Raw genomic sequence first — 13,901 nt, 5'->3', positions numbered from 1 at the left:
ATATGTGCTGTTCGATTTCCGCAAAGACGCTGCCTTCGCCTCGTTGGTTATCGACCAGCACATTTTTTTTACCACACCATACTCGTTGTTATGGGCTCGAGCCCATAACAACGAGAAGGGTCGCGTCGAAAGGGCTATACGGTTTGTACGCGAGAATTTCTTTGCCGCGCGCAAATTCGTCGACCTCGACGACCTCAATGCCCAGGCCGCCCTCTGGTGCGCTGGACCTGCGGCTGATCGACCGTGCCGGGAAGAGCCCACAATCACCGTGCGTGAGGCCTTCGCCCGCGAACAGCCCAGCCTGCTCGCCTTGCCGGCGAATCCGTATCCGTGCGAGCTACAACTGGCCGTGAAGGTCAACAAGACGCCTTACGTACGTTTCGACCTGAACGACTACACGATCCCACATACGCACGTGCGGCGCACGCTCACGGTACGGGCCGATCCGCACCAGGTACGCATTCTCGACGGCGCCGATCTGCTCGCCACCCATGTGCGAAGTTACGATCGCGGCGCACAGATCGAAATTGCCACACATATCGACGCCCTCGTTGCACGCAAACGCGAGGCCCGCCATCATCGCGGCCTTGACCATCTGGCCCAGGCGGCACCGGCCAGCCAGACGCTGATGCTGCGCGCCGCTGAACGGGGCGGCAACCTGGGCAACATCACCGCCAATCTGCTGCGCCTGCTTGACCGCTATGGCGCCTCCGAACTGCAGGCGGCCATTGAGGAGACTCTCGCCAGTGGTGCTGCACCTCATCCGAATCCGGTTCGTCTGGCGCTGGAGCGCCGGCGCGAGGCACGCAAGCTGCCTCCGCCAGTGGCCGTCCCGATGCCGGAACACGTGCGCAGGAAGGACACGCTGGTGACACCCCATCGGCTCGACATTTACGACCAGATCACCGGAGGCACCGATGAACGCGCCTGATGATCTGCAAAACCGCGCGCACGCCTTGCGCCTGTATGGACTGATAGCACACTGGCCCGATGTGGTGGCCGAGCCGTGGGTCGCGCCATTGCTGCGCTGGGAAGAGGACGAGCGCGGACGCCGTTCTCTGGAGCGACGCATCCGCGATGCCCATCTGGGCAGCTTCAAACCGTTGTGCGACTTCGACTGGGCCTGGCCCAAACGGTGCGATCGCGCTGTCGTCGAAGAGTTGATGGCGCTCGAGTTCGTCAAGGACACCGCGAACGTCGTGCTGATCGGCCCGAACGGCGTCGGCAAATCGACACTGGCGCTCAATCTCGCCTATCAGGCAATCGTGCATGGCCACACTGCCTTGTTCACCACCGCCGGCCAGATGCTCGGAGAACTGGCCGCGCTCGATAGCGATTCGGCCTTGCGCCGCCGGCTGAACCGCTATGCCTCACCCGACGTCCTTGTGGTCGATGAAGTCGGCTACCTCTCGTACTCGAACCGCCACGCCGATCTGCTGTTCGAACTCGTCAGCCGGCGGTACGGTGTCGCGTCGACAGTGGTTACGACAAATCGACCGTTCGGAGAATGGCATGAGGTGTTTCCGAACGCGGCTTGCGTCGTCTCCCTTGTTGACCGACTGGTGCATCGTGCGGAAGTCGTTGTGATCGAGGGCGAGTCCTATCGTGTGAAGGAGGCGCGTGAACGCGCTGAGCAGCGCACGAAGAAACGTACTGCGGCCAAGGCCGAGAAGAAGACATCATGACGCGCCTTCACCTGCCTTCCGGAATTACTTGTGGGCTCGACTTCCTGATTCCGGACGACTGGTCCGCCGATCAGGCGCTCGCTGTCGTCGAACTCATCGACGATCTACGCGAGCGAATCTGCATGCACTATCAGGTCCAATTGCATGAACAGCTGCACGAACAACGCGGCCCTCCCGTGAACGCTCACCTGAACGACGTCGACGATCCATTCTGATGAGCATCACTCTACAGTAGGCGCCGGTAACGGCCCCTACTCGTTGACGCTCCTTAACCTTGTGCCGCCGTTTAGGGCCGGATTTGCACCGCCGCTAACAGCAAGGCGATTCTGATCGCGACATCGGGCGTAGCGGCCTGATGGGTCGCAAGAAGTTGACCGCTGTTCGTCGTATGGCCGACGAGCGCGGCTGGCTGAATCCCGGGCAGCCGTTGCCTGACGATACCGTGATTGCCGGCGTGTTTGGCCGCACTCCACATTTGCCGAGCACATGCGTGTCCACGCTCGAGCCGTTTCGCGAGCAGATCCGTGACTGGCATGACGCCGGCGTTCAGGGCACAACGATTCACCACGCGCTGAAACGCAACCATGGCTACACCGGCAGCTACTCGGCGGTGCGCCGTATCCTGCTGGGCCTGAGGGCGGTTCTGTCGCGATAAGGCGGTAGGGTAAAATTGGGGCATGAAAAATGTGTCCGAAGCGCCGGTGAAGAAAGAACGCATTTGCCGGAAAGCGTTGCCGCCGGGCGTCGCGAAAGTTCTGAAGCGGCTGCATTTCCCTGTGGACGTGATCCTGCTGTGGGCTCTGGTGCAAATAGCGGAGGTTGTCGAGCAAGATGGTTTTGATAGGATGCCTCACTGAGCCGAGAGGACCGCATTCCAAACCGCAGGCACAGTGATATCCTTGACGCGCAGTTGGGTGAGGCTAAATTGTCCTTTGCGAATGCGATGCATCAATTCAACGCCCGCAAGCGTGATCGTGGCGTTCTTGAATTGCTTGAAACCAAGCATGACGTTCGTCCTTGACTTGATGTTGCGATGGTCTTGCTCGACTTGGTTGTTCAGGTACTTCGAGGACCGGACGTTGGTGTCTTCGGGAAGCACGCCGTCTTCCTTCATCTCACGAATCGCGCGATGCGAAGCCGCGGAGCCATCGAGAGTGATGGTTTTCGGGGGCTGGCCCTGATGCTTGATGGCCTTCTTGAAAAATGCTTTTGCTGCGGCCACGTCGCGTTTGGCGCGGAGCATGAAGTCTACTGTCTGGCCTGCCCGATCCACCGCGCGATAAAGGTAGGCCCATTGGCCACGCAGTTTGATATACGTCTCATCGACACGCCAGGACTGACCGGTGGGCGTGCCAAAACGGTTCCAGCGTTTGACGAATTCGGGCGAATAGCGCTTCACCCAACGCAAGATCGTGGTGTGCGCCAGCGACAGTCCTCGCTCGGCCATCATTTCCACCAGATCTCGCAGGCTGAGCTTGTAGCGCAGGTACCAGCGAACACACAGGATGATCACCTCGCGATCAAAGTGGCGCCCCGCGAACAACTCCTCCAGACCCTTAAACTTACTCATCGTCGGCTCTCAAACTCGTTCGGCCCGAGACTGTAACCGTTTCGACCACGCTATTTGCATCAGAGCCGTCTAATTTCCTCGGACAGGTCGATAGGAGGACAATCCGGAATCGACGAGGAAAAAGAGCAAGATGACAAGAAGGCTCCGACAATTTGACGCCAGCTTCAGGCTGGAAGTAGTTCGCATGGTACGAGACCAGGGGTTATCGGTCAGCGAGGTTTGCCGGTCGATGGACCCTTGTTGGGTTCTGGTGCAAATAGGGTCGGCGAATAGGTTAGAGTTGCCGGAGCAAAACGAACCGATGACCTACGATGAGCAAGCTGAAAAGTCTGGACGAGCTGTTCGCTGGACGCCATTTTGATCGGGAGATCATCATTCTGTGTGTTCGTTGGTACCTGCGCTACAAGCTCAGTCTGCGCGATCTTGTCGAAATGAGGTTCTGTCGCGATAACGGCGGACGGACAATTCTGATCGATATCGTAGGACTGCTTACATAACCAGCGAGTAGAACTGCTCGGCGGCTGATGGATGGGTGTCTTTTTCCGCCCGCATTTGTCCTTTGCGAATCATGTGCATGACCTCGATGCCAGACAGAATGATGCGCGCGCACCGAAAATCCTTGAAGCCCAGCATCGGTTTGACGATACGTTTGATGGCCCGGTGATCCTGCTCCACAATGTTGTTCAGGTACTTGCATAGCCGAATCCTGATCGGTGTTTCCCGCTCGGCATTGATCGCCTGAAGAGCGGCCAGATTCGCGCCGCTTTTGTCAATCGTCACAGTCTCCGGCGCGCCGTTCTGGTCGATTGCCTTTTCGAAATATCGTCGCGCAGCAACCTTGTCCCGACGGGCCCGAAACAAAAAGTCGACCGTGTCTCCGGCCTTGTCCAAAGCGCGATACAAGTATTTCCACTGGCCGCGCACCTTGATGTACGTCTCGTCCATCCGCCAGCTCTTGCCCACCGGGCGCTTGTGCTTGCGGAAGGCTTTTTCGAACAGCGGCACCAGCGTGATCACCCATCGGTGCACGGTCGAATGATCGACCTCGATACCGTGTTCCGCAATCATCTCTTCGAGATCACGCAGACTCAGCGAATACGCCACGTACCACCGAACGCACAGCAGGATCACGTCCACAGGGAAATGCAGCCGCTTCAGAACTTTCGCGACGCCCGGCGGCAACGCTTTCCGGCAAATGCGTTCTTTCTTCACCGGCGCTTCGGACACATTTTTCATGCCCCAATTTTACCCTACCGCCTTATCGCGACAGAACCCGCCACAGCAGGTACGGTTCGCCGCGCAGCGTCACAAATACCTCGTCGAGGTGCCAGGTCGAACCCGGCTTGCGACGTACGGATTTCATACGATGCGCAAAGCCCGCGCCGAACTTGTCGCACCAGCGGCGGATCGTCTCGTAGCTGACAATCACGCCGCGTTCGAACAGCAGTTCCTCGATATCACGCAGCCTGAGCTGAAACCGGAAGTACCAGCGAACTGCGTGGCTGATGACCGCTGCCGGGAACCGATGACCGTGGTAAAGCGATTTTGCTTTCTTCATTGTGTAATCTTACGCGGCAGCCTCGTTAACGTGACAGAGCCGTTGCCGGTGCTGGAGAAAGCGTTTCGTCATCGCAAGCGCCCCGTCGGCAAGAGCTGGCGCGTCGATGAGACCTACATTAAGGTACGGGGCCAGTGGAAATACTTGTACCGCGCCGTCGACAAGGCCGGTCACACCATCGATTGTCTGTTACGGGCCCATCGTGACAAGGCTGCGGCGAAGCGCTACTTCGAAAAATCGATCTCCCATAATGGCGAACCCGAGACGGTAATGATCGACAAAAGCGGCTCCAATCTGGCTGCGCTGGAGGCCCTCAATGCCGAGCGCGACACGCCGATCAAGGTCCGCCAGAACAAGTATCTGAATAATCTCATCGAACAGGACCACCGGGCGATCAAGCGCCGTACCCGGCCGATGCTGGGGTTCAAGAATTTTCGTTGTGCCCGCATCATCCTGTCGGGCATCGAAACGATGCATATGATCAGGAAAGGGCAGATGAAAGCTGATGGCGTCTCACGAACTGCCGCCGAGCAATTCTATTCGTTGGTCATGTAAGGAATCCTTAAAATTGCGCAACTTTTCGCCTTGCCAGGGCGCGATCAAATCTGAAGTGCAACACCTTCCTCGTGTAAGGTGCGCACATGCAAAAAAGAAGAACGTATCAACAGCTTCAGCCTGAAGAGCGCATGACCATTGCAAGCATGAAGCAGCAGGGTTCGAGTGTTCGGGCCATGGCCCGAACACTCGGGCGCCCGGCATCAACTGTGAGCCGCGAGCTGACCAGGAACACGTGTTCTGTCGTGGGCTATGCGTCTGCCCCGGCGCAGTGGCTCAGCACGAGCCGACGCGAGGCTGCGCGCACATGTCCCAAGCTGCACCCTCAAAGCATGTCGTGGCGCGTCGTACTCACCCTGCTGGAATGGAAGTGGTCGCCCCAGCAGATCTCAGGTACGCTCAAGCGCATGTGGCCCAACGATCCGACCCAGCACGTCTCGCACGAGACCATCTACACCGCCATCTATGCCCAGCCACGCGGTGAGCTGCGCCGTCAGCTGATCGCCTGTCTGCGCCACGGCCACAGCACGCGGATGTCACGCAAGCGGGGCACTGACCGGCGCGGCCAGATCCCCGACATGGTGAGCATCCATGTGCGGCCGCCTGAGGTCTACGACCGGGTGATGCCAGGTCACTGGGAAGGTGACTTCATCAAGGGCGCCGGCAACCAGTCTTCCGTCGGCGTGCTGGTTGAGCGCACCAGTCGCCTGGTGCTGCTGGCGAAGATGGAAGACGCCACCGCCGCCTCGGCACTGGCGGGCTTCACTGCCAAACTGAATTCGATCGCCGCCCCACTGCGCCAGAGCTTCACCTACGACCAGGGTAAGGAAATGACCCGGCATCAGGAGCTCAGCGCCGCCACCGGCGTGCGCGTGTACTTCTGCGATCCGCACAGTCCATGGCAACGCGGTACCTGCGAGAACACCAACGGGCTGCTGCGGCAGTATCTGCCGAAGGGTACTGACCTCTCGATCTACAGTCAGGACGAACTCGATGCCATCGCCGACAGCCTCAACAGCCGACCTCGCGCTACCCATGCATTTCATTCGCCATTCGAGGTCTTCGAACGTATGCTCGCAACCGCTTCGATACACTCAGCTTCCATTCATTAGCCCCTGTTGCGCTTCACTCTTGAAACCGCCCAGCCTTATCGCGACACAACCTTCCAAACCGCTTGCGGAGCCGGATGTCCTGAAATTCGCTCTCTACAATCTCGTGATCCAGCCATGCTTCGTCATCCGCCTGTTCTTTCCTTGCCATTCTTAGGATCGTTATCCTAAACGTTTTCAGATTAGCAGAATTTATGATCAAGATGTGGGTAATCGCAAGCTTCTCGGATTTGTTTACAACCCATTCGTCATGACTTGTGTGTAATGCGATGACTGCAGAGAGATTATCAGATAACCTTCTGGTTGATTAATGGAAAATTCTCACTCCCCAGAATTTTCAGACAAAGCCAGAAACGCCAAAAATGCGGCTTGCGCTGTCGCATGAACCGCCTGCAAGGCATTAGGCAGGGGAGCTTCGAGTTCATTAGGCACAAGCTCATTAAAAAGCAATTCTTTCATTTCGGCGGCGATCGGTTCGATTGAATACGTATTGTTCAGCTCTAATTTGCCGTGTGGTGTTGAGTAATTGTAATATTCACTCTGCTGACTGGCTGAGACCACATCAACTGACTTTGGCTGCCAATTTGAATAAACGCCCAATTTACTTTTTTCAGTAATCATGCCGACAATATGAGATGGTGTTTGGTTATTCGTAACAGGATCGGGTGCAGTTGCAAAATCAAATGTAGAAGACAGAACTTCATCGGATGCAAATAGAGCGTAATCGCGACCTGGCTCATTATAGGATTTCAGTAACGGAAACATATCGTAACGGCCCCGGTAAATTGTAGCCAAATCGCCCCGCATCCAGGAACGACTGCCACCATAGGCAAAACTTACCAACATGGGCATTATATCGACAGAGGAGGTTAATTGTGTGCGAATCGTGTCAATGTCGCCGGTAAATCGACCTGTAGGATCGAACACAATCAATGGTACCCGAATCGCTTCGGCATACAAAGAGCCCGCCTTGCCGGCCACTAAACCGTGAGAACCCGCATAATCGCCGTGGTCGGACGTAAAAATGATGATGGTGTTGCTAGCTACGTTTTTTGGAAGCGATTGAATTACCTGGCCGATTTTATGATCCACAATAGACATGAGCAAGGTATACGTATCCATCGATCGCTGCCAGTAGCTATATGGCGAAAGTCCGATGCCATAATTTCCAGCCAGGGAATAGCCAGGATACGTAGTGGTGTTTGGATAAGGTGCGATAGAAAAATTTGTGCTTTCCACACTGCCAGAAACGCCTCCAAATTGCATCTCGAAAAATTGTCTTGTCACCGATTGCCATGCAGGCTTATTGGCTCGCAGCCTTTCAAGGGATTCCCAGTTGGGTGGAATGCTTGGATACCCATAGCTGGGAGGATTGGCCAAAACGTTAGTTGACCAAATTACAGATTCAGCACAAACTTGCACAGAATAATTAGCGTGCTGGTTATAATCATCTGGATTCAATTTGCTGATTGAGTTGTCAAATAAATTGGTGAAGGTTTGATATTCCGTGCCCGCGGGAAAAAATTCTTGATCATGCGGGTTTACAAAGCCGACCGTAAGGCACCAAGGTTGATCGCCGGGATGTTTATTGCTAAGCCAGGCGGACGCCTGATCAGCGATATATCCATCGCTGTAATAGGGACTCGATGGGTTGTTCATGTCACCATAAGTGCCTTGCAAATTAAAACCTGTTGGATCAGGGTCGGTAAGCCCCTGAAAACCAAACAAAGAAAGGAGACCTTTCCCATCAGGTTGATGAGGGACAGATAAATGCCACTTTCCAATATAGGGAGTCGCATAGCCAGCATCTTGAAATAACTTCCCATAGGTTGGAAAGCCCGGATGGAGCGGTGGAGAGTCGGATATATTTGTGCTGGGATTTGGGATGATCGTCGTAGCCATCCAGGTTTGGTGACTATAAAGTCCGGTAACCAATACGCCGCGAGACGGAGAGCACATTGTGGCAGCGGAATTGTGATTTGAAAACTTTACCCCGCCGCTCCATAATGAAAAGGTATTTGGCATGAATTTATGCATAAACTGAGCCGCGCTTGTGACTCCGGTGGGAAAAACAGTCGGGAAGCGCAATTCATCAACAACTATAAATAAGATATTGGGTCTAGCTGATCCGGGTGAAGATCCTTCATTCCCGTGGGCAGGTAATATCGAGCTAGCCGCGACCGCAGCTGCACCTTTTAATACATTGCGCCTTGACAAATTCACATTGCCAGTATGCGGGGCAACCTTGGATTTATCTTGCTCGTCATCGGTTAAATTGGTGAGAGTTCGCTTGGGTAACATTTTTGCCTCATTTGTTTAGCATTTAGTTTCTATCGCAATTGGGGGCTGGCAGCTTCCTGGCCGTGTCCTTTGCCCCTTAACAAACTACGGATTAAAGAAAATGAACAGAAGACTGCTCCGTCCAGTCAATGATGGGCAGGAGGCGTGCCAAGGACGGAGGGCGGCAACCGAGTCAAATACTGGTGTTTGCGGGGCAATGCCATTGATTGCCAGGTTCTTGCCCAGGCAGCGTCCTCCATAGCATGGAACCTCTTCCACGACATGGCCATGTCGTTACAGATAACTCACACTCGCGACCGCGTTTTGCGGAGAGTGGCCAATATGGCCCAACCACTCATGAGGACAATATTAGGCGAAGGACAGCTATGTTTTTCGGACAAGTGCCATAAGGATCAGACAATTTTGGGCAGGTGCCAGGGTTCTGTCGCGATAAGGCGGTAGGGTAAAATTGGGGCATGAAAAATGTGTCCGAAGCGCCGGTGAAGAAAGAACGCATTTGCCGGAAAGCGTTGCCGCCGGGCGTCGCGAAAGTTCTGAAGCGGCTGCATTTCCCTGTGGACGTGATCCTGCTGTGCGTTCGGTGGTACGTGGCGTATTCGCTGAGTCTGCGTGATCTCGAAGAGATGATTGCGGAACACGGTATCGAGGTCGATCATTCGACCGTGCACCGATGGGTGATCACGCTGGTGCCGCTGTTCGAAAAAGCCTTCCGCAAGCACAAGCGCCCGGTGGGCAAGAGCTGGCGGATGGACGAGACGTACATCAAGGTGCGCGGCCAGTGGAAATACTTGTATCGCGCTTTGGACAAGGCCGGAGACACGGTCGACTTTTTGTTTCGGGCCCGTCGGGACAAGGTTGCTGCGCGACGATATTTCGAAAAGGCAATCGACCAGAACGGCGCGCCGGAGACTGTGACGATTGACAAAAGCGGCGCGAATCTGGCCGCTCTTCAGGCGATCAATGCCGAGCGGGAAACACCGATCAGGATTCGGCTATGCAAGTACCTGAACAACATTGTGGAGCAGGATCACCGGGCCATCAAACGTATCGTCAAACCGATGCTGGGCTTCAAGGATTTTCGGTGCGCGCGCATCATTCTGTCTGGCATCGAGGTCATGCACATGATTCGCAAAGGACAAATGCGGGCGGAAAAAGACACCCATCCATCAGCCGCCGAGCAGTTCTACTCGCTGGTTATGTAAGCAGTCCTACGATATCGATCAGAATTGTCCGTCCGCCGTTATCGCGACAGAACCCGCCAACACGCTACCTGGGGACGTAGAGGGCCATGTTCACACCGTGTTGCATGATGATGTGCACCGTCGCACTGATGACAAAGGTCACGAAGGACGCCACGCCTAGGGAAGAAGAACACCTTCCGTTTTCATCCCCTACACGATGCAGCACTGCTGCCATTGCTATCCATGCCACACCGAAGCTGATTCCGGCGAGCACGTCAGAAAACCAGTGCACGCCCAGATAAAGGCGTGAGAACGAAATCAGAAGAATGAAGAGTGCGGTGACAGTCGCAATACGTAGCCGTGCCGCGCTGCCCCACGCGCGCGCAACGAAAAACGCCAGAAAGCCATAGGTGACGACGCTCAGCGTCGCATGATTGCTGGGAAAGGAAAATCCCTGTATGCCTTCGTACATCGATGACGGTCGCGCACGGCGCATGGCAAACTTCAGCGTGACGACGAAGACCTGTGCAAACAGGACCGTCAGAATCCAGTAAGCAGCGCTTCGCAGCCGCCTCTGGCCCACGAACCACGCAAGCACGACGAGGATGACTGGAATGGTGACGGCAGCATCGCCCAGTTCCGAGGCGGCAACCATAAGGGAGTCGAGTAGCGGGAAACGGATAGATTGGAGCGCCGCGTGAATCCTGACGTCGACCGCAACAAGCGGGTCCCCACTCACGACATCCTCCAGCACGCCAAGGAAAAGCCACGTACCACCTACGGCTAGTACGCCGGCAACGAGCAGGTTGCGAATTCCGATGCGCTTGAAGAGCAAACGCCAGTTCATGCTTTACCGCCAGACGTCGTTGTCCTCGCGACGAGCGCAATCAGCGTCGCGATACAGAATCCAGCGCCTGCATAGAACGTTGTGCCTGCTCCAAACCGGTCCCAGAGCTCGCCGGCGACGAGACTTGCCACAAGCGTTGCCAATCCGCTCGTGACGTTGAAGAAGCCAAACGCTGTCCCTTTCAGCTCGGGCGGCGCTACTTGCGCGACCATGGTCGCCAGCAGACCTTGCGTGAGCCCCATGTGCAGGCCCCACAGAGCGACGCCGAGCAGCACGAGTGGCCAGTGGCTTCCGTGCGCAAGCACGACATCCGACATAATCAGCACGACGAGACCCATGGCTAGCAGTCGGGTGTGGCTCATCACGTCGGCTAACTTGCCAAAGGGGTAAGCCGACGCCGAATACACCAGGTTCATCACGACCATGACGAGCGGCACTAGCGCCACGGGTACGTCGCCTTGCATGGCGCGCAGGACGAGAAACGCCTCACTGAACCGTGCGAGTGTGAACACCGCGCCGACAAACACTACCCACCAGTACGACCTGCTCAGCTTCTTCAGGTTTTCGAGCTTCAACGGATTGATGCGTTTCGCACCTGACGGATGCGGCGGCTCCCTGACGCCGATTACAAGCAACGTTACGGCGGCGATGCCTGGAATCACGGCCACCCAGAACACCAGACGGAAGTTGTTTGACCAAAGCAGCATCAACACGACGGCCAGTAATGGACCGACGAAGGCGCCGATGGTGTCCAGCGCCTGGCGGAGGCCATACGCGGCACCACGCAGATGCGGGGGCGTGATATCCGCTACGAGCGCGTCGCGCGGGGCCCCCCGCAGACCTTTCCCGATTCGGTCCGCGACGCGCGCCGTCAGGACAATTCCTGCCGTCGGGGCAAGTGCAAAAAGCGGCTTGCTGAGTGCGCCCATGCCGTAACCAATGACGGCGAGCCATTTCCGGTTGCCAAGATAGTCGCTCAGTGCACCGGAAAAGACTTTCACGATGGGCGCAGTCGCTTCCGCGACACCTTCAATGAGGCCAACCATCATGGCGCTCGCTCCCAGACTCGTCACCAGGAACATCGGTAGGAGGCTGTGGATCATCTCCGACGAGATGTCCATGAACATGCTGACGAAGCCGAGCATCCAGATGCTACGAGGAATCTGGCTGAGCGTGCGGGCGGGAGGCTTGATGTCGGTCTGCATTTTTCTCGATTCTGGAATTGTCCGGTTCGACGGTGGCATGGTCGCACGTCGACGCGAAATCAATATGAAGCGCTACCGGTGATATCGGGCGACGTTCCAGCCCGACGGGTCCAGGTTACCTTCCGACGCTGCTTTGCACGCCTGCACACGTAGAGGGCCGGTAACAGGTTTGTACCTGGCAGACCGTTCCAGACCAGGCCGCTCAGCGTAACGATAGCCGGACCCTGTTCCGATGCCGCTCCCTTGTCGAAGCCACGAGCCGTAGGCGACAGACGTGGCGATGCCGTCAGGACGGTCCGCGGAATTGGCCGAAAGCGCACCTCGACCGCGTCGCGTACAGCGTCAACTACGGAGAATCCTTGCGCTTCGTTCCGCTTCACCAGTCGCAGTAACACGATGCCGTAATTCAAACTCACCCCAATCACGGTAGGGAAGACAATCAGGCCGATGGCGTTCAGTCCAGCGCCGCTCACCACAAGGGCGACTGCCCCTCCCGGGAACGCGAGTGGCATTTGCAACAATATCAGGCCAGGTACTAGCAAACCGTCGAACCGCAACGTCAGTATGCCCAGCGTTAGCGCCACCATTGCCGCGACGCCGACATTTAGGGCAGCACACTTGAACTGCGTCTACAGACCGCCAAATTTGACTTCGTAACCCGCAGGCAGGGAAAGCGTCGCGAGCGCTCGTTTAGAAGGTGAACTGACCTGGTCGAGCGGTGCGGTGGGTGTCGCCAGTATCTCCACGACCCGCAGTCCATTCAGATGCCTTATGACATTTGGTCTGGTCGTCACATTGACGTCGGTCGGATTTTCCAGGCGCTTCTGAGAAGCACGTTTCAGGGCTCACCGGTCAGTTCTTGCACGTCCTGCTGGAAACCAGCGCGGAAGCATGGTGGTCAAGACACCATCCTTGAGGACGACATGATGGTAAAGAGCAGCGAGTGCGTGAAGTCCTGCGAGCCACATGATCGCGTCGCCGAGCCACTTGTGGACCGATGCGAAGGTTGCGCCCGCATTGTGTGAAGCGCCGAGTAAAGGTGGAATTTCGACCCCGGCGACGAGCGCCAGAGGATGTCCTTCGAGCCACGCGCCGGCGATGGCTGTCAGCGGAAGTGCAAGGAGAAGCATATACAGCAGCCCCTGGACGACAGTTGCCATGACACGCATCCAGCGCGAAACCGGAGGAGGCTCGGGTCGAGCATCGATAGTCCGCCACAGCAAGCGGATGACGGCCAGCGTGAACACGCACAATCCCAATGTCTCGTGGAGTCGCCGGTCGAACTCGTGGACGGAGGAGTACACGCGCTGCTCTGGTCCGCCGGGCCCATACATGAATGCCACGAGGACAAGAATTGCCGTACACCAGTGGAGGAATTGGGCGATCGAACCGTAGCGGGTGCCAGTGATTTTCCCCATGGTGTTTCCCCTTTGCTGATCAGCGAGCGTCAAATGGGTAATCAGCATTATTGCAGACGAAGAGCCGCGTAGCCAGAAGACTACGCCACCCTCCATTTATTGATGCGCCATTCACGCAGGCGCTGCAAACGGGCTGGCCAGCGAAGTATGGTGACCTTGCGTCATGACGAATGACGGGCGCGCGAGTTCGGCTGACTCGGATTACTTCGGGGCATCTCGCCGTCATCGCAGACTAGTAACATCTCCAGAAAATTCGTTTCAAGGATGGTTTCGTCCTCGTCTTCGGCGCCGAATCGCCAACGCAACTCGCGGGGAGCACTGGCTCGCGTGTCGTTCTGGAATTACCAATCCCGACGTATGTTCGGTCGCTCAAACGAATCTCGCCGTTCAAGCCGGATGCGAGCCGTTGCGGACGCATTTGACCTGCATCAATATGCATCGCCAGCCCAGACGTAGGCTGATACAGGGACTC

Annotated in this window: 15 protein-coding genes and 3 pseudogenes; 9 read left to right on the top strand and 9 right to left on the bottom strand. The window is 56.5% G+C overall.

All coding sequences use genetic code 11. The annotated features are described in order from the left end of the window. Positions 1-4: 4 nt before the first annotated feature. The 5 genes from AYM40_RS36210 (at position 5) to AYM40_RS36190 (ending at position 2,542) form a co-directional block, all read left to right on the top strand. Positions 5-931: a Mu transposase domain-containing protein gene (locus AYM40_RS36210; RefSeq protein WP_236721150.1), complete on the top strand. Its 927-nt coding sequence runs from the start codon at positions 5-7 to the stop codon at positions 929-931. After that, complete coding sequence (istB, locus tag AYM40_RS36205; RefSeq protein ID WP_063500987.1) at positions 918-1,685, top strand: IS21-like element helper ATPase IstB; 768 nt, start codon at positions 918-920, stop codon at positions 1,683-1,685. Before AYM40_RS36210 ends, istB begins: the two co-directional genes overlap by 14 nt. After that, the gene (locus AYM40_RS36200; protein WP_063500986.1) at positions 1,682-1,900 is read left to right on the top strand and encodes a hypothetical protein; all 219 of its coding nucleotides are present in this window, start codon (positions 1,682-1,684) and stop codon (positions 1,898-1,900) included. The genes istB and AYM40_RS36200 overlap by 4 nt, the downstream gene beginning before the upstream one ends. A 140-nt stretch (positions 1,901-2,040) precedes the next feature. Continuing rightward, positions 2,041-2,340 carry a hypothetical protein gene (locus AYM40_RS36195; RefSeq protein ID WP_063500985.1) on the top strand — a complete coding sequence of 100 codons (300 nt, stop codon included), beginning with the start codon at positions 2,041-2,043 and terminating at the stop codon, positions 2,338-2,340. A 22-nt stretch (positions 2,341-2,362) separates the two neighbouring features. Then, positions 2,363-2,542, top strand: coding sequence for a hypothetical protein (locus tag AYM40_RS36190; RefSeq protein WP_063500984.1), 180 nt, complete (start codon positions 2,363-2,365; stop codon positions 2,540-2,542). Here AYM40_RS36190 and AYM40_RS36185 read toward each other — a convergent pair. Beyond that, the gene (locus AYM40_RS36185) at positions 2,536-3,255 is read right to left on the bottom strand and encodes an IS6 family transposase (RefSeq protein ID WP_063500983.1); all 720 of its coding nucleotides are present in this window, start codon (positions 3,253-3,255) and stop codon (positions 2,536-2,538) included. The two genes, AYM40_RS36190 and AYM40_RS36185, sit on opposite strands and share 7 nt — an antisense overlap. Positions 3,256-3,566: 311 nt before the next feature. Between AYM40_RS36185 and AYM40_RS36180 the strand changes: the two are divergent. Then, positions 3,567-3,689, top strand: a pseudogene (locus AYM40_RS36180) (IS6 family transposase); the annotation flags it as partial. A 55-nt stretch (positions 3,690-3,744) separates the two neighbouring features. On the opposite strand, the gene AYM40_RS36175 reads toward AYM40_RS36180, so the two are convergent. Both AYM40_RS36175 and AYM40_RS36170 read right to left on the bottom strand, forming a co-directional pair. Next, complete coding sequence (locus AYM40_RS36175) at positions 3,745-4,491, bottom strand: IS6 family transposase (protein WP_063500980.1); 747 nt, start codon at positions 4,489-4,491, stop codon at positions 3,745-3,747. A 31-nt stretch (positions 4,492-4,522) separates the two neighbouring features. Further along, positions 4,523-4,813: pseudogene (locus tag AYM40_RS36170) on the bottom strand (IS6 family transposase); the annotation flags it as partial. 42 nt (positions 4,814-4,855) lie between these two features. Between AYM40_RS36170 and AYM40_RS36165 the strand changes: the two are divergent. Together AYM40_RS36165 and AYM40_RS36160 are read left to right on the top strand one after the other, a co-directional pair. Beyond that, a pseudogene (locus AYM40_RS36165) lies at positions 4,856-5,368 on the top strand (IS6 family transposase); the annotation flags it as partial. An 86-nt stretch (positions 5,369-5,454) separates the two neighbouring features. Beyond that, positions 5,455-6,480, top strand: coding sequence for an IS30 family transposase (locus tag AYM40_RS36160; protein ID WP_063500981.1), 1,026 nt, complete (start codon positions 5,455-5,457; stop codon positions 6,478-6,480). Between the two features lie 318 nt (positions 6,481-6,798). Here AYM40_RS36160 and AYM40_RS36155 read toward each other — a convergent pair whose 3' ends face one another. Both AYM40_RS36155 and AYM40_RS43115 read right to left on the bottom strand, forming a co-directional pair. Beyond that, entirely contained in the window at positions 6,799-8,778 is a 1,980-nt protein-coding gene (locus tag AYM40_RS36155) for a sulfatase-like hydrolase/transferase (protein ID WP_236721149.1), read from the bottom strand. A 392-nt stretch (positions 8,779-9,170) separates the two neighbouring features. After that, on the bottom strand, positions 9,171-9,434 hold the full coding sequence (locus AYM40_RS43115; RefSeq protein ID WP_236721159.1) for a hypothetical protein: 264 nt from the start codon (positions 9,432-9,434) through the stop codon (positions 9,171-9,173). On the opposite strand from AYM40_RS43115, the gene AYM40_RS36150 reads away from it, so the two are divergent. Next, positions 9,333-9,980 (top strand): IS6 family transposase, encoded by a 648-nt coding sequence (locus tag AYM40_RS36150; RefSeq protein WP_236721152.1) that lies wholly within the window; start codon positions 9,333-9,335, stop codon positions 9,978-9,980. The two genes, AYM40_RS43115 and AYM40_RS36150, sit on opposite strands and share 102 nt — an antisense overlap. Positions 9,981-10,044: 64 nt before the next feature. On the opposite strand, the gene AYM40_RS36145 is transcribed toward AYM40_RS36150, so the two are convergent. From AYM40_RS36145 to AYM40_RS36130, 4 genes are all read right to left on the bottom strand, one after another. Further along, positions 10,045-10,806: a phosphatase PAP2 family protein gene (locus tag AYM40_RS36145; protein WP_063500979.1), complete on the bottom strand. Its 762-nt coding sequence runs from the start codon at positions 10,804-10,806 to the stop codon at positions 10,045-10,047. Further along, positions 10,803-12,011, bottom strand: coding sequence for an MFS transporter (locus AYM40_RS36140; RefSeq protein ID WP_046564565.1), 1,209 nt, complete (start codon positions 12,009-12,011; stop codon positions 10,803-10,805). The genes AYM40_RS36145 and AYM40_RS36140 overlap by 4 nt, the downstream gene beginning before the upstream one ends. Positions 12,012-12,070: 59 nt before the next feature. Continuing rightward, the gene (locus AYM40_RS36135; protein WP_063500978.1) at positions 12,071-12,598 is read right to left on the bottom strand and encodes an efflux RND transporter permease subunit; all 528 of its coding nucleotides are present in this window, start codon (positions 12,596-12,598) and stop codon (positions 12,071-12,073) included. A 258-nt stretch (positions 12,599-12,856) separates the two neighbouring features. Continuing rightward, entirely contained in the window at positions 12,857-13,429 is a 573-nt protein-coding gene (locus AYM40_RS36130; RefSeq protein ID WP_063501110.1) for a cytochrome b, read from the bottom strand. Positions 13,430-13,901: the final 472 nt, after the last annotated feature.

The sequence above is a fragment of the Paraburkholderia phytofirmans OLGA172 genome (assembly GCF_001634365.1).
Taxonomy (GTDB): Bacteria; Pseudomonadota; Gammaproteobacteria; order Burkholderiales; family Burkholderiaceae; genus Paraburkholderia.
The sequence above is the reverse complement of the archived record's forward strand: the minus strand, read 5'-3'. Positions and strand labels throughout refer to the sequence as shown.